Source organism: Desulfuromonadaceae bacterium (assembly GCA_019429445.1).
In the GTDB taxonomy this organism is placed as follows: Bacteria; Desulfobacterota; Desulfuromonadia; order Desulfuromonadales; family JAHYIW01; genus JAHYIW01.
On sequence record JAHYIW010000022.1, the window covers coordinates 1 to 23,618 of the forward strand.

Sequence of the window (23,618 nt, forward strand, 5' to 3'; positions counted from 1 at the left end):
GAGGTAAACCCGACCTGAAAATCGATGCGTCCTTTTTCCAGGTCAAATTGAAGATCAAGAACCTGCCACGGTGGCATGAGGCCCAAAGCCACAGTAAAAAGCGATTCGGAATTCACGGAACACCTCCTTCAGATAAGTTGATTCTGAGGGCACTATATATTGTGGTTGAACTTCAGTAAACGGCTGTCAGACTACCCACACAAAATGGAACAGAACCAAACGTATTCGTAACCAGCTTATGTCCACCGTCGCACACCGTTGATATCGGTAAAAATGGTTCGTTGACTTTTCCATGAACCAAAGCCAGAATAAAACAACTCAACTTATTTAAGGAACACACACTTGAACCACAATGACCCATCCCTCTCGCTGGGCAAAAAAACCACCTACACAGACCAGTACGACCCGGCCCTGCTCTACCCGATTCCGCGATATCATAAACGTCACGAGCTCGGGCTCACGGACAATCTGCCATTCGATGGTGTCGATATCTGGAACGCTTACGAACTCTCCTGGTTATCACCGTCAGGCAAACCGGTTGTCGCCATGGGCGAGTTCCGCGTACCCTGTACATCACCGAAGCTGATTGAATCGAAATCACTCAAACTCTACCTCAACTCACTCAACCAAAGCTGCTTTGCCGACTTCGCCACCGTCGGCCGCACACTTGCTGACGACCTCAGCACCGTTGTCGAGGCACCGGTCGAGGTAAAACTGTTCACCGTCAATGAGCAAACGGATCATTTCACCAACCAGCTACCTGGTGATTGCATCGACGATCTCGATATTACTGTTGACAACTATGAGCTAAACCCATCCTTGCTGTCGGAAGCCGCTAATCACGACGCGATAATTACCAAAACCCTTCACAGCCACCTGCTACGCAGTAATTGCCTGATCACCAGTCAACCCGACTGGGGCAGCATTGTGGTTCGCTATCACGGGCCGCGAATTGACCCTGAAGCACTGTTGCGCTACCTGATTTCTTTCCGCCGCCACAATGAATTTCACGAACAGTGTATCGAACGGATCTTTTGTGACCTGCTGCACTATTGCCATCCCGAACAGCTTACGGTCTACGCGCGCTACACCCGCCGGGGGGGACTCGATATCAATCCCTTTCGCAGCAATTTTGAAACAACCGTTGCAAACTTGCGCCTGCCAAGGCAGTAACGAACTCGAATTATCAGGGTATTTCGTTCAGTTCACGCCAAACGAACGCGGTGATACGTGCATCATCCAGTGCCCGGTGGCGTTGATTCCCGGCGGGTATTCTTCCCCCAAGGTGATAAAAGATTGTTTCAAGACGATGGTTCGGGAGGGTCGGCAGCTTCTTTCGGCCGAGTTTGAGTGTACAATAGACAGGGTTTGAAAGCACGCGGCCAAGGCGCGAAAATTCGGCGGTTAAAAAACTTATATCAAAAGCCGCATTATGTGCGACGATTGGCGCGGAACCGATAAAGTTATGGAAATCAGCAAAGACCTCTAGTGGCTGAGGCGCGTCGCTCAACATCGCATCGCTGATACCATGCACCTGTTGCGCCTGCCAGGGGATCGGATACCCGGCATTAATCAAAGAGTGAAACTCCTCAACGATCTCCCCTCCGTGCAGAGCGACCGCGCCGACTTCAATCACACGATGTCCCTGCCGGGGGGACAACCCGGTCGTTTCCAGATCAAAGATAATGGTGCGCCGCGTCATGACTTGCGAATAAAAATTTCACGTGCCAGCTCATCATCAACGGCAAATTCTGAATGTCCGACCTTGAAAATAAAGGACGGATAGCTACGGGTCAGCAACAGCTCACATCCGGGTAACACACCCATACTCATCAGCTTCTGCATCTTTTTCATATCCGTGGTTGAGAAATAGGCAATTTCGCCGCATTCACCGGCTTTCAACTCAGTAAGGGCCACCACCCCGACTTCGCCGGAATGACGCGCCTGCTCACAACATTCACCCGGTGGAATCGGACGGCCATGGGGACAGGTTTCAGGGTGATTCAGCAGCGTGCATATTTTAGTATCGACGCCTTGATGCAGCAAGTGCTCAAATTCACACGCCTTTTCATCCCCCTGACGGCCCTTGATGTCAAGGATGTCCATCATCAGGCGCTCTGCCAGACGATGGCGACGCACAGTCATCATCGCTTCATGACGACCTTCCTGGCGCAGATAGACCCGTTCCCCCTTAATCTCGACATAGGACAAGCGCACCAGTTCAGCCAGGGCAGCATCATCCGCTGATGTTTTCAACACATCAAAAGGGGCGGCATTGTCGCCTTTTTCAACGGTTGCAATCCACAACGCTTCCAGAATTTCTTCCGCATTTTCTGGCAGTTTCATTGAGTATTCTCCTCACTGTCAATATTTTTATTCAGTATTTTTTTCAGCAGTTCAGGAGGGGCCGGATTGGCGTAACCACACCAGGGACAATGAATCTTGCGGCATCCGCCAGGACATGCACCACAAGCAGTCTCAGATAATTTTTCAGGCAATTCTCGTGCGCAAAAGCCGCATTGCATCAGCTTAATACTCCCGAAGTCAAAAGCAACCGGTTGAGGATGAAGCCGACCGAGAATGCAAGTGCGGTGACGACAGTAAAAATCCCCAGCGATACCCGCCAGCCCCGCTCCTTGCGCATGACCAGAAACTGGGCAACACAGGGGACAAAGAGGGTCAGAGTAACCGCTGCGACGGTCAGCTGTACTGCTGTCAACAATCCATTATTCTGCAAATCATAAAGCCCGGCGGCACCAAAATCGCGACGAAAAAAACCGAAAATAAACGCCGCGGACGCTTCAGTTGGCAACCCTAGCAGGCGCATCACCGGGTTCATGCCACGCACCAGATAATCGAGGCCACCGGTCATTTTACCCGCCCAGAGCAGGACTGATGCAATAACGAAAAGAGGGAATATCTCGAAAAAATACCATTGCATCCGCGTCAGGGTTTTGACCAGTACATTGCGCGGTTGCGGCAGACGTAACGGCGGAATTTCCATGTAAAACATCGGACGTTCACCTGGCACCAGCCTGGCAGCCAGCAGGCCAACAAGCATAAAAACACCAATCAGCACGGTTGACCAAACGAATAAAGCTCCCGGCACTTCGGCGAGCAGACCAAGAATAACGCCGAGTTGAGCACTGCACGGGATTGCCAGCGCCAGCAGAACGGTGGCGAGAATCCGCTCACGCACCGTTTCCAGGGTACGTGTCACCATCGTCGCCATGGTGTCGCAACCGAAACCGAGGACCAACGGGATAACCGCACGACCATTGAGTCCGATACGTTTAAAAATCCGATCAACCAGCATCGCCAGTCGCGGAAAATAGCCGGTATCCTCAATGATGGAAAAAGCAACAAAGAAAGTCCCGACGATCGGCATCACCAGTGCAACAGCGTAGCGAATCGCCAGCGTCAGAATGCCGTATTCTCCGACCAGCAGTTCATGCAGCCAGTACCAGGGGATATATTGATCAGCGTGTGTAATCATCCAGGGGTTGAGGTGCCCTTCAAAAATCGTCCCTTCAAGGAAATCGACCACCGTTCCGGCACCAAAACCGCCAACGAATTTGTAAAAACCAAAATAGAGAACGATCAGCAGCAGCGCCCCCCCGCTCACCGGATTCATGGTCCAGGCCGAAAGACGCTCAGCAAACGGCGGGCGTCGCCCCTGCTCCTCACTAATGACCCCCTGCAACAATCCGCGACAGACCCGTTTGCGTTCCAGATTAATTCGCAGGTGCAGATCACTGCGCCGCGCGAAAGTTACTTCGTTAAGCGTCGCGACAATGTGATCAAAACGATCCCCTTCGGACTCCTGGACGATGCGCAACAGATCTTCATCTTTTTGCAGCAACAATAACGCAACGGCGCGAGGCTTGATGCGATATTCACCCTCCAGCGTGGCAACAACCTTCTCGATATCCCGTTCCAGGTCGGCAGCGTAACCGAAGCAGGCCGTGCGCTTATCCACATAATCGGCGATGACACTGCGCAATTCCTTCACACCACGTTTACGCGCAATCGCCGTACCGATCACCGGAATGCCGAGTTTTTCCTGCAGCAATTCGAGATTAATCTGCATGCCAATGCGTTCCGCCTCGTCAAGAATATTGACGACCAGCACGACCGGCAGTCCCGCCTCAACCAACTGCAACGTCATCGGCAGCATCCGCTCCAGATTGCGGGCGTCAACAACATGCAAAACGAGATGCGCTGTTTCGTCCAGCAAAATTTCGCGGGCCACGCGCTCCTCTTCTGTGATCGGCATGAGTGCGTACATACCGGGCGTATCAAGAACTTCAAAACGCCGCCCGTCAATCTCGCAGGTACCCCGCGAAACATCAACGGAGGTCCCGGGATAATTGGAAACGGTCGTGTACGTCCCCGTCAGGGCGTTAAAGAGGACGCTCTTGCCTACATTCGGATTACCGACCAGAAGGATTTGAGGCAACCCCCCGGAATTGTCGCCCACGCGTTGATCAGACATCATTATCCCTTGTAAAAATGAACATCATATTCAAATCAAAAACAAACAGGTGTCAGGATGAACATTGCTGACACAACCCATAGAGTTCGAGGCGGTGATGCGTTGTTGTAAAACCATGATTTGCCGCGACCTCTTCCTGAAGTTTTTCAATTTGCGGATTCTCGAACTCGATAATGGAGTGACAGGCGGTACACACAAGATGATCGTGATGATTTTCCTGATGAGAAGGCTCAAAGCGGGTCTGGCCGTCACCAAAATTCTGTTCTTCAGCAATGCCACATTCGGCAAACAACTTGAGCGTCCGATAAACGGTCGCATAACCGATCCCTGGGTGTTTTTTACGCAGACTGAGATAAAGATCTTCGGTCGACAAGTGAGACGTTGATTTCAGAAACGCTTTAAGAATAATCTCGCGTTGCCGGGTCGATTTTAAACCTTTTTCACAGATGTAGCGCCGAAACTTTTCAAATCCATCTTCCATATCTCCTCCACATGAAAATGATTATCAATATAAGCAATTAACAAAAAGCTGTCAAGATATTTGGTTTGATATTTACTTTGGTGTGGAAACACCCCTGCGGATTTCTACTTCACGCTAAAGCAAGCCGAGCAAGGGGTGCATCTGCGGGATAACCCTGACCTGAGCATGATAACAACTCGCCAGGCACTGCCATTCAACGAGTCGCTCCCCGGAGACTGACGGTACTCCGGCGCGAGTTTCCGGTTGCAGGATCAACGGTAGATGAGGGGCACAAGCTCCCGCCAGCTGTGCGGCGCGGCTTATTTCCGCCGGATTGGTCTGCGCGGACACCACCACCTTGATCTGCCCCTCAAGGGAAATCAATTCACGCAAAAAAGCCTCGTGCTGACCCCACAGATCGGCCTGACCAGAGACCGAGGGGAGCTTGATATCCGTGGAGATAAAATCGATATATGGCCGGAGTTCTATCAGTTGTGGCGTCAACAAGCCATTTGTTTCGAGCACGATCGGCAGCCGTTGCCGCAGAACGGGCAACCAGGCCGACAGCTGCGCGGCATGAAGCAACGGCTCACCGCCGGTGATACTGATCGCTTGATGCGGCAGTTGCAGCTGCCAGTCGTCAATCAAATCGATAACCGAGAAGAGAGAAAGGGGATTCGACAAAAGACGAAAAACGCCATTACCGGGCAGGGTTTCGATGCGGCAATTATCGCGCGCTTCAAATTTGGTATCACAATAAGCGCAGTCGAGCTGGCAGCCGGGAAAGCGGATAAAAACCTGTCGGCAGCCGATCTGCAAGCCCTCCCCCTGTAACGAGGAAAATATTTCAATAAGCGGGATATCAGGTGAGACTGTAACTGGCACAGGCATAGTCAGATTCCCAAATGTTCACCAACTCGACGGTTACATTGTCGCTGTTCAGACAGTCACTGAGTTGTTCGAAAAGAAAACGCGCAATATTTTCCGACGATGGGCTGATTTTGTCGAAGGGCGGAATCTGATTGAGATATTTATGATCCAGCAGTTTTACAACCGCCGCGCTCTCACGTTTGAGAATCCTGAAATCGATCCCCAGTCCCGCGACATCAAGTTCACGCGCAGCAACGGTGACTTCCACCTTCCAGTTGTGCCCGTGGAGATTTTCACATTCCCCCTGATAATTAATCAGATTATGCGCCGAGGCAAAGTGGATCTGAATTTTCAATCGATACATGCGTCATTACTCCTTGGGGTCCGGGTCATCAACACCGGGAAATTTGATCAGATTGTCCAGTTCATCGGCCATCGGCGTGCGTCCAGGGATACGGTACCCCTCATCCGCCCATTGGCCAAGATCCATCAGACGACAGCGTTCTGAACAAAACGGACGATGAGGGTTATTCTCCCAGCGGACCTTTTTACGGCAGATCGGACAGTTAACGGTGAGTTGATTGCTCATTTTTCTCCAGTTAAATCAAAGAGCTCTGGCAACCAGCTATCAGGGCTCGAATCCGTGTGGAGCGGGAAGCTGGGCAAAGTTGTCAGCACCGAATATAGTGAATCGCAAAAGCTTATAATTCTGGACAACACTCGTCCAGAGGTCAGCAAAGCGGTTCATGTAGGAAAACATAGCATATTCAATGATTGGTTGGTGACAGTTTTTACGTCTGGCATTTGCGAGCCGGGAGGATACACCCGGTGCTCATTGATTGACAAGATGAATATCAAGAAGGCTTCCAAATCATCAACCAACGTGCCATTCATACAGGTACTGCTGAAAACCGATGAAAACCTCCCGAATTTCAGGAATACTTCCCAGACTTGCGGCGGCATCGCTGATAACGTTGTACTTCACCTCCAGCAGGGTCGGTAGTTTCTCTTGAGCCAGTTCGCCGACCCCTTCCTTGACATACTGATTGAGGACGAACTCCAGAAACTCCTGTTGTTTATAGTTGTAGCTCTGGCAGATCCGGCCTCTGTGCAGGTTGACCCGTTCTTCCCGGCTGATCGGCGGGAGGGCAAAACCGATGTAGGCGAGGACATCAAACAGGTCTCTCTTCTCAGCATCGATCATGGTCTTGATCTCAGCCAGCTGTTCACCGCCGAAACCTTTTTCCGCCAGCCCCTCCAGCAGAGCTTTGCGGGTGTCAGGGACGCCCCAGAGGGCGCGCAGCTCATCTTCGTCCCTAAACAGCGACGGGAGGTCACCGAACAGGCGTTCGATGAACTGGGCGGCGGACATCGGTTTGCCGTCAGGACCCCAGAAGGTGCTCGCCATCAGGTGCTGGATAACGCGCTCCTTGCCGTCGGCCAGCTTGACGATGACCTTCTTCGGCTTTTTGACACAGACGCACGGCTTCTCGCCGCACTCGGGGCAGGGGCAGACACAGGGGCGCTCGCCGCAGTTGCTGCAGGGGCAGATGCAGGGGGAGTCGCCGCAGACCGTGCACGGCTCCTTGACGCAGGCGCAGGGGTGATTACCGCACTTCGGGCAGGGGTCCGGCTCCATCGGCTCGCCGTCCCACTCGGGATCGTTGAAATGCTTGTACGCCTGGACGAAGTCGTAGAGGGTGAAATAGTCCTTGCCGTCGCAGAGGCGCGTCCCCCGGCCGATGATCTGCTTGAACTCGATCATCGAGTTGACCGGGCGCATCAGGACGATATTGCGGATATTGCGGGCATCGACGCCGGTGGAGAGTTTCTGCGAAGTGGTCAGGATGGTGGGGATGCTCTTTTGTTGTCCTGAAAGGTGCGCAGAAACTGTTCCCCCAGCGCCCCGTCGTTGGCCGTCACCCGCACGCAGTAGTTGGGAGCGCTGCTCGTCTTGATCTGGTTGATCAGGTCGCGCGCCGCCAGCGCATGGATCTGCGTCGCACAAAAGACCAGAGTCTTCTGTTTCTGGTCGATATGCCCCATGAAGAGCTTCACCCGGTAAGCTTCGCGTTCCTTGATCTCGATGATCTTGTTGAAATCGGCCTCTTCGTAGAGCTTCCCCGGCTCCACCTCGCCATCAAGGACCCGATCGTCAGAAGTATAGATATAATCGTCCAGGGTGGTGGCGATCTGGTTGACCTTGAACGGCGTCAGGAAGCCGTCGTTGATCCCCTCCTTGAGCGAGTAGATATAGACCGGATCGCCAAAGTAGGCGTAGGTATCGGTGTTCCCCTTGCGCTTGGGGGTCGCGGTCAGGCCCAGCTGCACGGCGGGTGAGAAGTATTCCATGATGCCGCACCAGCTGCTCTCGTCATTCGCCCCGCCCCGGTGACATTCGTCGATGATGATGAAATCGAAGAAGTCCGGGGGGTAATCGCCAAAGCTGGGAGCCGGATTCCCCGCGGCGTCCTGTCCCGACATGAAGGTCTGGAAGATGGTGAAAAAGATACTGCCGTTCTTCGGCACGCGCCCCTTTTTGCGGATCTCATCGGGAGCGATCCGCACCAGGGCGTCTTCGGGAAAGGCGGAGAAGGCATTGAATGCCTGATCGGCGAGGATGTTGCGGTCGGCCAGACCGCGATCAACAAAGTTGATCAGATCGTCACCGGTCAGGGCGGTATCGTGATCAAAATCGCCATTCGCCTTCTTCGGTGCGGCCCACTGCGACCACTGGAACTGGCTGTCAATGATGAACCCATACGACTTGCCGACCAGTTCAGCCTTCATGGCGCGCTCACGCTCAAGGTCATCCAGATATTTGAGAAACAGCATCCATGAGGACTGCTCGGTGTAGTCAAGTTCGGAAGAGCAGCCAGCTTCTTTCCAGAGAACGTCGTCGATATTTTTAAAGATTTGCTGAAATATTGGTTTCCTTTGGGAGTTATGGGGATAAATATCTAACTCCACGTTGCAAAACAAAAAAAGACACCCCGGCCCGATCGCCAAAATGCCTTCCATCATTTTTTAAAACATCTTTACCACCCAACCCTCTACTGCATCGCAAAAAGAACATTGTTCATACCACAGTATCAACAAACATAAAAACAAAGGGCCAGGCAATCAGCCTAACCCTTTGTTTTTACTGGAGCGGGAAACGGGATTCGAACCCGCGACCTTCAGCTTGGGAAGCTGACACTCTACCACTGAGTTATTCCCGCTCAAACCGGCGTGATTATAGGGTGGCCGCTCAATTAAAGTCAAACACTTTCTCCTGGTTCAGGACTAAAAATTCGGCGGCTGAATCTGCGTCATGTACAGATCCGAAAATTTCTGCTTCACGAAGTAAATTCAGTGCTTTACCTGTCTGTGGCCCGTCAATATCCGGAAATAATCGGCGCATATCATCGCCGTTCATGAGACTGTCAATATGTCCGTCGCGGGCCAGAGACAACCAGTCTGTGGCCACCTTTTCAAGCCCGTCAAGAACATCTCTGGACGGATTCAATAAAGATAACAGCAGCAGCGCCGAAGCGGGGTCACTGTCCAGACTGGCCGCCCAGAGAGCGCGTGCGCGGCAATTGTCCGCAACCTGTCGGCACGCATCACCATGGTCAGGCTTGAGGCGGGTCAACCGTGCCAGCAATTCACAGTTACGTCGGCTGAGGCGTAACCGCTCACTAAACCATCCGCTCTGGAGCGGAGTTCCTGCCCGATAAAAACAACACAGCTTTAAAAATGTCAATCGCTTAATGTCATCGTGAATACGTGCCCTCCCCAGGCTGGACAGGGTTGGACAAATGTCCGCAGATAATTGATCCACCTGGGCCTCGTATCGCTTCACGATGGCGGCACGTTCATCCCATTTACCCTGATCATCAGCGGTGCCGAAGACCAGTCCATCAATCCCTGCCCGGCGCAGCTGATCAAGATAGTCACCACAGCGAACCGCCAGCAACTTCACAAGTTCATCGCGCAACCGTTCTCCAGGGGAGTATTTCAGATATTTCCCCGAGATGCACATTTGATCGAACGTCGCGTTGTCAATCGTCAACCGGTGTGTTGTCGCCAGACGAATACCACGCAGAACACGTACAGGATCATTTTCAAAGGCGCCGCGAGTACACATTCGTAACGCCGCCGCCCGTAGCGCCTCAAGCCCCCCTAAAGGATCAAGCAGTTCGTGATCCTCAGCCGTCACCTCCCACGCCATGGCATTCAATGTAAAATCACGGTCACGCAGATCGGCATGGATATCGGCCCCGCGCAACGGTGCAAAGTCGGCGGTGAAGCGTTCCCCCTCATGCCACCAGAGAACGCGATATTGCAACCGTTCCTCATCAAGCATAAAGCAACGTCCTGACAGCGCAGCTGCGAAAGCATGAGCAATCGCGGCAGGAGGAACGGATAAGGAAAAATCAAAATCGCCAGGAGGCTTGCCGAGGAACGCGTCGCGTAACGCTCCCCCGGCAAGCCACAATCTTGTCCCCGGCGGAACAACACGCTTCAGAACCGGGGTGAGCCCGATGGCGGACAGCAGACAAATCAGATCGGCTGGGACAAAGTTTTTTTCGGGGATTGCCATATGCGCAACTTTACATCATCGCGGTGAAGATTAAAACCCGGATCGTACAGCTGCAAAAAAGGCCCGCCAGGAGAAATATCTGGCGAGCCATTTTCTTGCCGACATGGGAGAAATCAGCTTAAATCACGTGCTGCCTGACAGATAATGTCAAACAACTCCTGAATATCTTCTTCGGGAATGCAGGAAAAAGCAACCCGCAAGTCTGTTTTACCGATCGAAATTGTACCGACGCCATATTTATCGAGCAGATGAATACGCAATTTTTCTGCATCAACGTTTTTGAGTTTCAGGCACATGAAATAACCGGAGTTAAACGGATAGTAACTCCACACATCGTCATACGAGCCCGCTTCAAGAACTTCCTTAACCTTGTTCGCGCGCCCCTTCATCACCAGATATTTTTCTTTCTTCTGGGCAAGAAAATCAGGGGATTTCAACGCTTCGACGACAAAGGTTTGAGAGGGATGCGGGCAATTCGATATTTTCGCCCGGATAACCCCCATCGTCTTCTTTTCCAGCGCTGTCAGGACATCCGGGTTTGCCTTCTGATTGCCGTCGGCAAAGGTGATAAAGCCGGTCCGAAATCCCCAGACATACTCTTCCTTGGTCGCGCCGTCGAGCTTGATCGCCAAAATACGCGGGTGAAGATTGGCAAGTTTACCGAACAGCGATTCAACCATCGAATCTTCATAGAAAAGACCAAAATAGGCATCATCGGTCACCGCAACCAGATTACAACCCCCTTCAGCAGCCTCCAGCATTGCGGCAACAATCTCTTTGCCTTCTGCAACGGTCGGCGTATAACCGCTCGGATTATTGGGGAAATTAAGAATGATGACGGCTTTTCCTTTTTCCGCAGCCGTCGCTTGCAATTGAGCACGGAATGCCGCAACATCGTAACCGCCCGAAGCGGTAAAGGTGTTGTGTTTTTTGATCACACCACCGTTACAGGTACCAAAAGTCAGGTTGTAGTTACCCCACAGCATGTCAGGGACGATGACATGATCGTCCTGACCGACGAACATATCTCCCACAATCGACAACCCGTGAGTCAACGCATTGGTCACAATCGGGTTACTGAAGTGCTTCCCCTGCTGACTCGGATTTTCCAGCAACATCTTCTCAATCCACAAGGCTCGCAAATCAGCACGACCGGCGGGCGGCGCATAGGGGAAGATATCCTTCGGGTCAAAGGCGGACAATTTTTTGTGGATACAGGGCAAATACATCGGTCCGCCATTCTCCGTGGCAATCCCGATGGTGGCATTAAATTTATGCGCCTTATCCTTGGCCTCAGCCGATTGCGTTAAAATCCCCTTGGGGAAGAACAGGTTTTTTCCCAGATCTGACAACATGTCGAGAACATAGGGGTTGCTTTGTTGCAACATTGCATTCAGTTCGGCGGCCAACGGATTCATGACATACTCCTTGGATAGGTTTGTGACGGGCTTAGCGTATTTAAGCGTGGGTATTTATGCAGGATTGGAGTGCTCTTGTCAATCTGATTCTCGAAAAATCCGGTCATCGTTAACGACCTAGTACGGTCCTGACAACGGTACTTGTGGCCTGCGTTTACGCGTGATAGATTACCCGCAAAATGCTATCAAAAGGCGCCAGCAGATGATTTTTATTGACATCGTACTTCCGGTTTTCCTGATTATTCTGACCGGTTTTCTCCTCGCAAAATTCGGTTCATTCGACATGCGGACACTGGCCGACATAGCGCTACTGATTTTTACCCCGGCGCTGGTCTTCACGGCACTCCTTAAAACTCCCGGCACCCTCACCATGAGCCATCAGCTGGTGCCGTTCATGATCATCTACACGTTAACCATGTGGACTCTGGCGGTGGTCTGTGGACGCAGCTGCGGTCTGGGGAACGATGATCGCCGGGCACTGATCCTCAGCACCGCGATGATGAATGTCGGCAATTTCGGATTGCCGCTGGCCTGGTTCGCCTTTGGTGAAAAGGGTCTGAATATATCGATCCTGACGTTTGTCCTGTTCAATCTGCCGCTGGGAACGCTGGCCATCTATATTGCCCAGGGAGGAAAGGGCGACTGGCGAACATCGTTGCTCAACATCACTAAAATACCGATTTTTCATGCCGTGTTGCTGGCTTTGCTCTGTATAAAAATGGAATTAATGCCACCAGCATATATCTTGCGCCCACTGGAGTTGCTGGGACAACCGGCCATTCCGTTGATGCTCATTCTGCTCGGCATGCAGCTCGCGAAAACAAATCCGCGTGTCAATTGCAGATTTCTGTCACTCGCGGTGGTGCTGAGACTTTGTCTGGCCCCGTTGCTGGCCTGGGGGTTGACCGGACTGCTTGATATTACCGGCATCGCGCGTGCAGTGGTTATCCTCCAGACGAGTACCCCCTCAGCAGTACTCCCCCTGCTCTATTCAATCCGCTTTAATACCCGCCCCGACCTGGTCGCCGGTGCGATTTTCATCACCACCCTGCTGAGTTCAGTTACCCTGACGTTCATTCTGTATCTGTTGCAGTGAGTATTTGCGGCAACAGCAGTTATTCACCCCAGCGCAACATCAAGCACCATCATCACGGTGAAACCAACCATCGTCGCTATCGTGACGATATCAATATGCTTGTAATTCCGCTGTGATTCAGGGATAAGTTCCTCGACCACCACGAAGATCATCGCTCCGGCGGCAAAGCACAGGGCATAGGGCAGGATATGCAGCATATTCAGCACAAAGTATGCGCCGGCAACCCCGGCAAGTGGCTCAACAATTCCGGACGCCTGCCCCATCAGGAAACTCTTTCCGGCACTCATCCCCTCCCTTTTCAGCGGCATCGACACCGCCGTACCTTCCGGGAAATTCTGAATTCCGATCCCGATCGCCAGTGCGATTGCGCCACCGATAGTGGCAGATGGAAGCCCGGCAGCAACGGCACCAAACGCGACACCGACGGCGAGACCTTCAGGAATATTATGCAAGGTGATGGCGAGAACCAGTAAGGTGCTGCGTTGCCATGAAGTTTTGATCCCTTCCGTCTTGTCGCGGCTCAAACCAGGATGGAGGTGAGGAAGAAGCCTGTCGGTCAGACGCATGAAGAGCCCACCCCCCATAAATCCAATGGCAGCGGTCAACCACGGTGTGTCACCCAACTGTTCTGCCATCTCGATTCCAGGAGCAAGAAGTGACCAGAAACTTGCAGCGATCATGACGCCGGCGGCAAATCCGAGCATGGAATCCATCAGTTTCTGATTTACGGTGCGGGCGAAAAACACCAGTGAAGCACCGGCAGCAGTGACACCCCAAGTAAAAAGGGTGGCAATGAAGGCTTGGGTGACAGGATCAAGTTGAAGGAAAAAATCAAACATTGGGAATGTCCTTACTGTGATCAACCGACCTGGACATCACGGAAGAGATGCCTCTTTCACCAAAACAATACAAACATCAGCGGCAGCAAAAACGCTGTCACCATACCATTCAATCCAATCGACAGGCCAGCCACTGCGCCGCCCAGACGATCAATCTCCAGCATCCGTGCTGTCCCGATGCCATGTGCCGCCGTCCCGACCGCAAGACCGACGGCAGCGTTATTTTTAATTCCGATCAAACGACAAAATTCCGGCCCGCAGATAGCACCGAGACACCCTGCCATAACGACCAGCGCAGCGGTCAGTTCGACGATGCCACCAATCTGTTCTGTAATCCCGATAGCAATCGGTGTGGTAACCGACTTCGGGGCGAGGGAGAGGATCACATTCTTACTCCCGCCGAGCAACCACGCCGTCCCGGAAGCGGATACTATGGAGACCACCGCGCCAACCACCACACCGATCAAAATCGGTTTTTTCCGCGCCAAAATCTCTGTTCGACGCTGATAAAGGGGGACCGCCAGCGCCACTACCGTTGGGCCGAGGAGGAAGAGAATATACTTGCCGCCGACCGCATAGGCATCGTAAGGAATATCGCAAACGATCAGCAATGTAATAATCAGACCGATCGACCAGGCCACCGGATTAAACCAGATACTGCCAGTCTTCCGGTGAATCCGCTGGGTCAGTTCAAAAATCACCAACGTCAGCCCAATCCCGAAAAGCGGCGTGTTCAACAGATCACTCCCCATCGTCATCATCCCCCTGGCACTGTAATCGGTCCAGAAGTTGAGCTGTCCAGCCGGTAGCCGCCATGACGGCAAAGCTGCTGACAAAAAAGGCAACCACGATCGGCAACCACTCGCGACCAATCAGATCAAAATAAAGCATCACCCCGACCCCGGCCGGGATAAAGAAAAGCGCCATGTGTGACAGCAGCAGTTCTGCGGCCTCGCTAACGTCAGCAAAACTGACCCAACCGCGCCCCAACGCGACAAGTAACAGTGCCATACCAATAACGTTTCCCGGCACCGGAACACGCAATGAACGTGACAAGACTTCCCCGAGAAACTGAAAAAGTAACAAGATTGCAAATCCGCGTACCATGACACAAAGTTCCTTAGATGATGCGCCCGATATCAGTCAAGTTCTGCCTTCAAACCGGCGACGACGGCTGTGACTTCAGCACAAATATCTTTTGCGTCAGGCGATCTCTCCAAGGCCAGAAATTCCTGAAAATAGTTGAGTGCCTCCTCCGTCCGTTCTTCATCCAGGCAGATATTCCCCAACGTCAGCCAGGCGTACGTCAGCCCCGGATCAAGGCGCACCGCAGCAAGACCTTCCTCCTCGGCGACCGCGTAATCCTCCAGGTCATAATGCAGTTCGCACAGACCGAAGTGCGCCTGTGCATCATCCGGGTCAAGGGCGAGAACTTTACGGTATTGGGCAAGCGCTTGTTCATTGTGCCCCAGACCGTAATAAATATCCCCGAGAGAATTAAGGGCAAAGGCCGAAACAGGATCGATCTGCAACGCCTTGTGATAGTCCTCCAGTGCCTGTTCAGCATTTCCGTGACTGGAGTGAACCAGTCCGATACTAACCCAGGCATCGGCCTGCTGTGGATCGATTTTCAGAATGTCCTGATAGGTTGACAGCGCCGCATCGAACTGATGCGTCGCAAAGTAACAATCGCCCAGTGCGTAGCGTGCATCGACATTCTCCGCATCCAGCTCCAGTCCTTTGTTAAACTCGGTAATTGCCGCAGCATCCTCCCCCTGTTCGGAAAGTGCCTCGCCCAGCAGCAGGTGAGCCTCAGCGGAGCCAGCGTTCAGCTTGACTGCCTTGCGTAACAGATCGACAGCTTTACCAAATTCACCAGACTCCAGAGCTTCGCGCCCACGTTCAATATTTGCATCAAACTCGCTCATCAATTTTTCTCCTTATGATTCATTTCTTCGGACAATGTTTCCAGTGCGGCCAGGATTCCCCAGGGGCTGGGCTCAACCCTGATGACCGGTGTTTTGATTTGTACCGCCAGATCAGTCAGGGTCACATCATCAAGCAGCGTGTCATCACCATCCCGACAGATAACGGCGGGAACCAGTAACGCAACGCCAAGGTCATACCCCTTGAGCTGGGCCATGATATCCCCCCCGGTCAAGAGCCCGGATACCGTAATGCCGCCGCCGAAAAAATCATTACGGATCGGCACAACCTGAATTTTAACGCCGGTTTTTACTGATAATTGAGCGCAAAAACGTTTGACATCAGTCGCCGCTGACTCCCCGCTAATGACGGTGACCGGTCCACCGGGCAGCGCTATGGCCTGTTCCAGAACAGCTTCAGCATCGGCACGAAAGAGAGGTAGCAGCCCCACCCCGTTTTCCAGCTGCGGCAGTTCCTCATAATCGTCAAGCGGTGGAAATTCATGCCCGGCAAGCAAATAGAGTTCATCGGCCGCAAAGACGAAACGTCCCCCCGCTTCATGCAGGAATACGTGCTGCCAGGCTTCCACCGTTTGCAACACCTGTTCCGCATCAGCGGTGGCCAACATCCGCAGCGCGGGCAATCCGGATCGATATCCGGTCATCCCGAGAGGAACTACCGCCAGGCTGAGAACTCCCGGTCGCAGCGTCGCCAATGCCTTGATTGTCTCCGCCAGCACTTCACCGTCATTAATGCCGGGGCACAGAACAATCTGGGTGTGAAGTTCAATCCCCGCAGCGACCAGTCGCTGGAGCAGCGGCAAAATCGGTTCCTGAGTTTTACCCAGCAGATGACTACGCAGCTGATCATCTACCGCATGAACAGACACATAAAGAGGTGACAAGCGCTGTGCAATAATTCGTTTAACAGCGTCTTCATCCAGATTACTCAGGGTAATATAGGAACCATAAAGATAGGAAAAACGATAGTCCTCATCCTTTACATAGAGCGAACGGCGCATGCCTCGCGGCAATTGATGAACAAAACAAAAGATACAATTGTTGCCGCACTGTTGCGGCGACAGATGCTCAAAGTGCAGACCGAGGGGCATTCCGGCATCTTTTTCCAGCTCCTGAACCCACACCTCCCCGCTCGGCTTGCGCACCTCCAGGGTTAATTCTTCCCGCGTTTCGTAGAGCAGATAATCGAGCAGATCGGCAATTTCCTGATTATTGATATACAGCAGCTGGTCGCCGGCTTCGAGTTCAAGCTCAGCGGCAATACTCTCATCATCGACAGAAACAATCGGCAGCAAAAGCGACCTCCGGAAAAAACAAAAGTCCCCGCACGACATTGGGCGTCGACGGGGACCCTTTGGCCATTATAACAGATAACGTCTAGTCCCGACCACCGTGGAGCCGAAACTGTCCGTCCGCAGAGGTAATGGCGGTAATAGCATGCTTGTAGAGCAAAATATCCCCACCACTCTCGACAAGAACACAGAAACTGTCGAACGATTTAATAAAACCTTCAAGCTTGTCACCCGACATCAATGCAATACTGACGGTGACGTGTTCTTTACGCGCCTGGTTAAGAAACTGATCCTGAATATTAAACGGTGTCTTGGCCATAACCACTCCTTGTATTTTCATTATAATTCTCAATCAACCCGAGGATTGTATCAAACTCTTGAAAGGAATCAACCCAAATTATTGATTTCTCTCGCCGGTACCAGGTCATCTGCCGCTTGGCGTAACGACGGGTTTCGCGGCGGATCGTTTCCTCCAGCGCGGTGACTGGAAGTTCTCCCGCCAGACACGCGATAACCTCTCGATAACCGATGGTGCGCAATGCCTTGAGTTGCCGCGAATACCCCGAAGCCAGCAGCCCTTCGACTTCTGCAACCAGCCCCGTACGTAACATTTCAGCGGTTCGTGCCGCGATGCGGGTCGCCAGTGAGTCACGATCGCAACTTACCCCGACGGTGAGCACCTGATAAGGGTGGTCGGCAAAACGATGGTTCTGTTGCAATGCTGAAAGTTGCTCGCCGCCACAATAAAAAACTTCAAGGGCACGGATGATCCGCACCAGATTATGCGGGTGAATAATCTCTGCCTGGGCCGGATCAACCTGTTGCAACTCACGATAGAGCGTCCCGGGGCCCTCAACCTTTTCGCGCTGATGCAGCTGTGCCCGCAACGCCTGGTCAGCAGGCGGTGCGTCGATCAAACCGCTGAGCAGGGCACGTAAATAGAGCCCGGTCCCGCCGACCAGCAACGGCAAGCGTCCACGCCGGTGAATATCGGCAATCGCACAACGCGCCTGGGCAACAAAATCGGACACCGTAAAATCTTCATCGGGGTCAACGACATCGATCAGATGATGGGCGACCTGCGCCCGCTCTTGCCGGGTCGGCTTGGCCGTGCCGATATCCATCCGACGATAGACCTGACGCGAATCGACAGAGACAATTTCAACCTCGAAATGACGGGCCAATTCAAGAGCCAGACCGGTTTTACCTGCGGCGGTCGGCCCGCACAGGGCAATGACAGGTCCTTTTATCGCGCTATCCACCTTCACGTCCGCCGGAAAAAACGTTCAACATCACCACCACTCAGACGATGAATCACCGGTCGCCCATGTGGACAGTGCTGACTGAAATCAACCTCATCGAGCTGCCGCAGCAAAGCGCGCATTTCCGCTTCACTCAACTTTTGATTGGCGCGCACCACCCGGTGACAGGCAATCGTCACCAGAACTTGCTCAACCGCCGACATCAACATCTCCGTTCCTCCTACCTCGTCCAGTTCGGCAACCAGGTCGAGCAACAATTTTTCGAAATCCGCCTCATGCAGAATACTTGGCGTCCCCTTGACAGCAAAGGTCGTTCCTCCAAACGGTTCAACTTCAAAGCCGAACCGTTCGAGTTCAGGCAGATATTCGTTCAACAAAGCTGCCCCTTTGTGGTCAAATTCAATCATTACCGGCACCAGCAGCCCTTGTCGTTCAATCTGGCCGCGATTGAACTGTGCGCGCAATGCCTCAAAGCCAATCCGTTCATGTGCCGCATGTTGATCGATGACCACCAGATCTCCGGCATCTTCGCAGAGCAGGTAACTGCGGCGATATTGTCCGATAATTTTCAGTCCGGCAAAGAACCCTGCCGAATTGTGTTGCGTCTGTTGTGGTGGGGATGAGAGCCCCGCTGGTGGTGCCGGTTGGCCGGGGGGCGCTGAAAAAGCGGATCTGTTGCACTGTTCATCGGCCGTCATCTGCCGGGCATAACGGGCCAATGACTCCTGAACCGCTGCACTCCGATCAAGGTCTGGCGCAGAGGCCGTGTCTGGCCGGGAAGGAACTGCCGACGCTGTCAGGTGAGGCGGGTCGGTAGCGAGCCAGGGATGAACCACCGCAGCAGGGGTGCGCTCCTCACGGATACGCTCACGAACTGAAGAGACGATAAAATCGTGGACCAAACGCTGATCTCGAAAGCGGACTTCACTTTTCGCCGGATGAACATTCACATCAACCAGCGCCGGATCAATGTCCAGAAAAATAACAGCGACCGGATACCGTCCCTTCATCAGCAATCCGCGATACCCCTCAAGCAACGCGTGACGCACGGTTCGGTCCTGGACAAATCGACCATTGATGTAGGTGTAGACAGCAGAGGGGTTCGAGCGATCAACATTGGGGCGCGCCAGCAGGCCGGACAAGCACAAATTATCGGCAGCAGCAGGTTGAAATTCGAGCAGTTCGGGGGCCAGTTTGCGCCCCAGAACGGCGACCACACGCTCGCGCAATTGACGGTGGCGATAAAGTTCCAGCACGACACGACCGTTGTGTGCCAACTGGAACTGCACCGCCGGATTGGCCAGCGCCAGCTTCGTGATGATATCGGAAATATGCGACAATTCAGTTTCGTCGCGACGCAGAAATTTTCTCCGCGCGGGCGTATTGAAAAACAGATCTCGAATTTCAATCGTCGTTCCGTGCGGCGTGCCAACTTCTTCACAGCGTTTAACGATTCCCCCTTCGAGATAGACCTCATGACCGGCAAGCTCATCGCGCAAGCGACTGCGCAAGCGCATACGGGAGACAGATGCAATTGAGGGTAAAGCTTCGCCACGAAAACCGAGGGAACTGAGGCGGAAAAGATCTGACTCAGAACTGATTTTGCTCGTCGCATGACGTTCCAGAGACAGTAACAGGTCTTCCCGCCCCATTCCGACACCGTCATCGGCGACCAGAATCAACTTTTTCCCCCCGCTTTCGACCTCGACCCGAATTTCACTGGCATCGGCGTCGAGGGAATTTTCGATCAACTCCTTGACAACCGACGCCGGACGCTCCACAACCTCACCAGCAGCGATCTGGTTACAAAGTTGCTCAGGAAGGATATTGATTTTCCTTTTACTCAGGGGCATTGCACAGGTGTCCGTTGGATGTGAACAGCAACGGCCGGAGAACCGGCCGTTGTAGAATGGCAAATTTCATCAATGAAAACTGTCAGGCCTTACGCTCCAGCTGGTCAAGCATATTTTCTATTTCGTCGAGTTCGGCGTTGTCACTGTTGACTTCAGCTGTCGATGTCATGACCGCATTCTTGAGTAAACCAAGATCTCCGGCAACACTGTGAATGATCTTCTGATCAACGCTGCTCATTTTAAGCAGAAAAGCTTCGAAGAGCGCATTGTCGCACACCGTATTGATCAGGCGGGGGACACCTCCGGTATAACGGTAAATAGCTGAAACCGCCTCAGGCATGAACAACATGCGCTTGGCGCGCGCAACCTGCAAACGGTGTTTGATGTACAGTTCAGTCGCGGCGGAGGTCAAGGATCGCAAATGGTACTTGACGGCAACACGTTGCGCCAGCGGCTCATCCAGATTTAAACATTCATCCAGATCAGAGAGCCCGAAAAAAACGATATTCAAAAGTTTTTTACCAGGCAACTCCAGGTTGAGCAGCCCGCGAAACTCCTCCATCAACTCCCGGCTTTGCAACATCTGCGCTTCGTCAATCAACACCACCGCGTGGCGACCGCTGTCATCAATTACCTTGAGCCGGTCGAACAGCTGCTTCAGAACCGTCAGACGATCAGAGGCAGGTTCCTCAACCCCCAGTTGCATGGCAATGCGGGTAAGAATCCATTCAGCGGTGATTCCTGAATGGACCATGACCAGCAGGGATGATTCATATTTGCTCTCGGGAAGGTTATCGAGCAGGCGTCGTGCAAGGGTCGTTTTGCCCATACCGATGCCGCCGACGAGCACAGCAAGCCCTTTATTGGAATCGATGGAATATAACAAGCGCAACAAAGCCTGGCTGTGTTGATCGCTGTCAAAATAAAAACGCGCATCGGGTGCGTTGGAGAAAGGTTCCCGTTCTAATTCGAAATGTTCAACATAACCCATTCTAAACTCCGGATGGCTGGTTAAATGAAGGAAATCCGGTCTTTAACTGGCTTTTGATCAGCGATTTCGCCAAACTCGTCTTCTTGTCCCAGCTCATTTTGCAACGCATCGATTTTCGCGCCGACATCGCGAAAAAAACTGTCAATGTGAGCAGCGTCACGAAAACTGTTCAATGCCGACTCAAGATCGCCACTGGACTGATACATCAGGCCGAGTTCGTAAAAAAGACTGAGTCGTTGACTGATCGGCAATCCAGGCGTATCGAGTGCTTCTTTAAAAACCGCCTCGGAGGTCCGATAATCCCCTTTTTCTATAAAGCAAAGCCCGATCAATGTCAAACAATCCGCTTTGCGCGTAATATCGGCAGAGGCTTTATCAAGCGAGGCGATAGCATCGTCAAGCAGCCCCATTTCACGATATGCAATCCCCAGATTGTAGTGGGTTTCGCTGTCTTCTCCGCCAATCTGTGATTCAACCCCCTGACGGAATGCACTCAAAACATCGTCAGCATCAAAACGCCCCGCCCCTTTCTTTTCAGCAAGCGGAGTGATCGATCGCTGAATATCGGCATCGGCATTGAGTTCAGCGGCAAGGTCCATAAAAGCACCACCGGCGGCAACAGGGGGTTTGGTGTCGACCTCATGCGCCTTGCGGGCTGCGTTGATCTGAGCCATTTTGTCAATAACCGCGTCCGCTTGCGGGTGAGCTTCACTCAGTTTGGCACATACAGCGTCCGCATCATCATAGAGTCCTTGCTGGAGATAGAACTCGGCTTCTTCCAAAAGCCCTTCAATATCCTGAACACTCTCGGCAACGGGCGACTCAATCTCATCCAGATCAAAGGACATCAACCCCTCATGCTCCTCATCAATCAGGCTGGAATCTTCGCCCAGAGAATCAAGGAGCACTTCATCGGTCGCAAAATCGTCGTCAAGGAGCAAGTTCGCAACTAAATCATCAGGACCGATCTCCAGTTCAACTTCCGTATCGTCATCTTCTTCATCTGGTAACGGAGCAGGGACAAACTCTTCAGCTGACACCGCAGAAGAATCATCCGCGAGCGCCTCGCTCAGGAAATCAAGGGACATTTCCGCGGCAACCGTTTCCGGGGCGAAATCAGTCGGCGCTTCGACCGGTTCGAGGTTTTCTGCCTCATCGTGTTCAGCAACCTCTTCGAGTTCCTCCAGTTCATCCAGCTCCTCAACCTCTTCGAGCTCTTCCAGCTCCTCAACCTCTTCGAGCTCTTCCAGCTCATCCAGTTCGTCAAGCTCTTCCAGCGGAGGCAAAGAAGGCTCAGCGTCGACAAGTTGTTCCAGAACCCCCAGATCAGCCTCGGCGTCATCAACAACACCGTCATCCTGACCATTCAATACGTGAAGAAAAGCGTTCCCGGCTTTTTCCCCCGCAAGAATAACCTCAAGGGCTGTTCGCAGAGCAGCAATCTCGTCCGACCCTTCCCCCCAGAGATCACGCCGCTCATGCCAATAATCAAGCGCCGCAGAGTGCTCACCGCAAAGAACCAACGCGGAGAGATATTCAGCGACACTTTTAGGAACATCGGGAGCAAGTTTAAGCAAATGCTTGCTGGTAAGCTTGGCGTTACCAAAATCCTTATTGAGTCGATACGTTTCAGCCAGCAGCTGGAGTATTTTAACGTTTTCAACGTGAGTTTGAAGTGAATTTCTGAGCATCTCCAGGCAACGCTCATATTCGTCACAACGAATCAGGGCGGACGCATACTCAAGACGCATATCCAGATCATCAGGGAAGAGCGGCAGAAAAATATCGTAAAGTTTCAGCAGTTTGGTCGCGTCGGCCTGTGATTTAAGCGGAGCAATAATTTCAGCAAAATCTTCCCGCGCCTTCTCCTTCAGCCCGGCCCGCGCATAAAGCTCTGCCATCTTGATGGGAATATTGACCTTCTCGGGGGCCAGAATCTTCATTTTTTTGAGGATATCAAGGGCGGCACCGACCTCCCCTTTACTCTCATAAACGGTTGCCAGTTGCTGGTATTCGGTCACAGCCTGACCGAGGAGCCCCTGGCTTTCGTTCAAACTGGCCAGCGCCAGATAAAATTCCGGCTCATCGGGACTGAGTTTTTGCATCTGGCGATAAACCGCAATCGCCTTGAGATTAAAGCCCTGGGCAACGTAATGCTTCACGACCGCCCGATACCCGTCCAGCGCCTCGTCAAGCTGATCATTGCGGCTGTAAAGTTCGGCCAGTTTTTGCTTGAAACGAATATCGTTCGGCTCAATTTCCAGCAGTTTCTGATAGTCCTTGATCGCCTTGGCGATCTGGCCTTTTTGCAGGAATTTTTGAGCTGAAGATAACAGCTTTTCCTTTTTTGACAAAATCAACCTCGCGTTAAATTAATGTTTAAAATTAACGCATTAATCTAAACCAGACCATAACCCCTGTCAAGGCATAACAACGGGACATAACAACAGGAGATATGAAGAATTTTTTGCTTGAATAAGGTTTACAAGCTGGTAGCGATATATTATTAAT

Annotated in this window: 23 protein-coding genes and 1 tRNA gene; 2 read left to right on the top strand and 22 right to left on the bottom strand. The window is 52.5% G+C overall.

The window, feature by feature from the left end; translation table 11 throughout:
- Nucleotides 1-342: 342 nt before the first annotated feature.
- Entirely contained in the window at nt 343-1,173 is an 831-nt protein-coding gene (gene queF, locus K0A93_09850) for an NADPH-dependent 7-cyano-7-deazaguanine reductase QueF (GenBank protein ID MBW6512395.1), read from the top strand.
- A gap of 13 nt (nt 1,174-1,186) precedes the next feature.
- Here queF and K0A93_09855 read toward each other — a convergent pair whose 3' ends face one another.
- The 12 genes from K0A93_09855 to K0A93_09910 all read right to left on the bottom strand — a co-directional run bounded on the left by K0A93_09855 (nt 1,187) and on the right by K0A93_09910 (nt 11,828).
- Nucleotides 1,187-1,702 (bottom strand): 3'-5' exonuclease, encoded by a 516-nt coding sequence (locus tag K0A93_09855; GenBank protein ID MBW6512396.1) that lies wholly within the window; start codon nt 1,700-1,702, stop codon nt 1,187-1,189.
- On the bottom strand, nt 1,699-2,346 hold the full coding sequence (locus tag K0A93_09860; GenBank protein MBW6512397.1) for a metal-dependent transcriptional regulator: 648 nt from the start codon (nt 2,344-2,346) through the stop codon (nt 1,699-1,701). The genes K0A93_09855 and K0A93_09860 overlap by 4 nt, the downstream gene beginning before the upstream one ends.
- A 178-nt stretch (nt 2,347-2,524) precedes the next feature.
- Entirely contained in the window at nt 2,525-4,495 is a 1,971-nt protein-coding gene (feoB, locus tag K0A93_09865; GenBank protein ID MBW6512398.1) for a ferrous iron transport protein B, read from the bottom strand.
- A 52-nt stretch (nt 4,496-4,547) separates the two neighbouring features.
- A complete protein-coding gene (locus tag K0A93_09870) occupies nt 4,548-4,976 on the bottom strand; it encodes a transcriptional repressor (GenBank protein MBW6512399.1) in 429 nt (142 codons plus the stop codon).
- Nucleotides 4,977-5,090: 114 nt separating this feature from the next.
- A complete protein-coding gene (locus K0A93_09875) occupies nt 5,091-5,846 on the bottom strand; it encodes a 7-carboxy-7-deazaguanine synthase QueE (protein ID MBW6512400.1) in 756 nt (251 codons plus the stop codon).
- Nucleotides 5,818-6,189, bottom strand: coding sequence for a 6-carboxytetrahydropterin synthase QueD (gene queD / locus K0A93_09880; GenBank protein MBW6512401.1), 372 nt, complete (start codon nt 6,187-6,189; stop codon nt 5,818-5,820). The genes K0A93_09875 and queD overlap by 29 nt, the downstream gene beginning before the upstream one ends.
- A gap of 6 nt (nt 6,190-6,195) precedes the next feature.
- Nucleotides 6,196-6,414, bottom strand: coding sequence for a DNA gyrase inhibitor YacG (gene yacG / locus K0A93_09885; protein ID MBW6512402.1), 219 nt, complete (start codon nt 6,412-6,414; stop codon nt 6,196-6,198).
- Between the two features lie 285 nt (nt 6,415-6,699).
- Nucleotides 6,700-7,608 (bottom strand): hypothetical protein, encoded by a 909-nt coding sequence (locus tag K0A93_09890; protein MBW6512403.1) that lies wholly within the window; start codon nt 7,606-7,608, stop codon nt 6,700-6,702.
- Between the two features lie 59 nt (nt 7,609-7,667).
- Nucleotides 7,668-8,660, bottom strand: coding sequence for a DEAD/DEAH box helicase family protein (locus K0A93_09895; GenBank protein MBW6512404.1), 993 nt, complete (start codon nt 8,658-8,660; stop codon nt 7,668-7,670).
- Between the two features lie 311 nt (nt 8,661-8,971).
- Nucleotides 8,972-9,046: transfer RNA gene (locus K0A93_09900), tRNA-Gly, on the bottom strand.
- Nucleotides 9,047-9,075: 29 nt separating this feature from the next.
- Nucleotides 9,076-10,410, bottom strand: coding sequence for a hypothetical protein (locus K0A93_09905; GenBank protein ID MBW6512405.1), 1,335 nt, complete (start codon nt 10,408-10,410; stop codon nt 9,076-9,078).
- Nucleotides 10,411-10,523: 113 nt separating this feature from the next.
- The gene (locus K0A93_09910; GenBank protein MBW6512406.1) at nt 10,524-11,828 is read right to left on the bottom strand and encodes an aminotransferase class I/II-fold pyridoxal phosphate-dependent enzyme; all 1,305 of its coding nucleotides are present in this window, start codon (nt 11,826-11,828) and stop codon (nt 10,524-10,526) included.
- A gap of 202 nt (nt 11,829-12,030) precedes the next feature.
- On the opposite strand from K0A93_09910, the gene K0A93_09915 reads away from it, so the two are divergent.
- Nucleotides 12,031-12,924 (top strand): AEC family transporter, encoded by an 894-nt coding sequence (locus K0A93_09915; protein ID MBW6512407.1) that lies wholly within the window; start codon nt 12,031-12,033, stop codon nt 12,922-12,924.
- Between the two features lie 23 nt (nt 12,925-12,947).
- Here K0A93_09915 and K0A93_09920 read toward each other — a convergent pair whose 3' ends face one another.
- From K0A93_09920 to K0A93_09965, 10 genes are all read right to left on the bottom strand, one after another.
- On the bottom strand, nt 12,948-13,763 hold the full coding sequence (locus tag K0A93_09920) for a ZIP family metal transporter (protein MBW6512408.1): 816 nt from the start codon (nt 13,761-13,763) through the stop codon (nt 12,948-12,950).
- Nucleotides 13,764-13,819: 56 nt separating this feature from the next.
- Nucleotides 13,820-14,515, bottom strand: coding sequence for an LrgB family protein (locus K0A93_09925; GenBank protein ID MBW6512409.1), 696 nt, complete (start codon nt 14,513-14,515; stop codon nt 13,820-13,822).
- Nucleotides 14,505-14,870 carry a CidA/LrgA family protein gene (locus tag K0A93_09930; GenBank protein ID MBW6512410.1) on the bottom strand — a complete coding sequence of 122 codons (366 nt, stop codon included), beginning with the start codon at nt 14,868-14,870 and terminating at the stop codon, nt 14,505-14,507. The genes K0A93_09925 and K0A93_09930 overlap by 11 nt, the downstream gene beginning before the upstream one ends.
- A gap of 32 nt (nt 14,871-14,902) precedes the next feature.
- Nucleotides 14,903-15,691, bottom strand: coding sequence for a tetratricopeptide repeat protein (locus tag K0A93_09935; GenBank protein MBW6512411.1), 789 nt, complete (start codon nt 15,689-15,691; stop codon nt 14,903-14,905).
- Nucleotides 15,691-17,004, bottom strand: coding sequence for a DUF512 domain-containing protein (locus tag K0A93_09940; protein MBW6512412.1), 1,314 nt, complete (start codon nt 17,002-17,004; stop codon nt 15,691-15,693). The genes K0A93_09935 and K0A93_09940 overlap by 1 nt, the downstream gene beginning before the upstream one ends.
- 82 nt (nt 17,005-17,086) lie before the next feature.
- Nucleotides 17,087-17,320, bottom strand: a complete 234-nt coding sequence (hfq, locus tag K0A93_09945; GenBank protein MBW6512413.1) for an RNA chaperone Hfq — start codon at nt 17,318-17,320, stop codon at nt 17,087-17,089.
- A complete protein-coding gene (miaA, locus tag K0A93_09950) occupies nt 17,301-18,251 on the bottom strand; it encodes a tRNA (adenosine(37)-N6)-dimethylallyltransferase MiaA (protein MBW6512414.1) in 951 nt (316 codons plus the stop codon). Before miaA ends, hfq begins: the two co-directional genes overlap by 20 nt.
- A 14-nt stretch (nt 18,252-18,265) precedes the next feature.
- Nucleotides 18,266-20,116 carry a DNA mismatch repair endonuclease MutL gene (gene mutL / locus K0A93_09955; protein ID MBW6512415.1) on the bottom strand — a complete coding sequence of 617 codons (1,851 nt, stop codon included), beginning with the start codon at nt 20,114-20,116 and terminating at the stop codon, nt 18,266-18,268.
- Nucleotides 20,117-20,198: 82 nt separating this feature from the next.
- Nucleotides 20,199-21,107, bottom strand: a complete 909-nt coding sequence (locus K0A93_09960) for an AAA family ATPase (protein MBW6512416.1) — start codon at nt 21,105-21,107, stop codon at nt 20,199-20,201.
- Nucleotides 21,108-21,127: 20 nt separating this feature from the next.
- Nucleotides 21,128-23,461 (bottom strand): tetratricopeptide repeat protein, encoded by a 2,334-nt coding sequence (locus K0A93_09965; GenBank protein ID MBW6512417.1) that lies wholly within the window; start codon nt 23,459-23,461, stop codon nt 21,128-21,130.
- Nucleotides 23,462-23,618 lie beyond the last annotated feature (157 nt).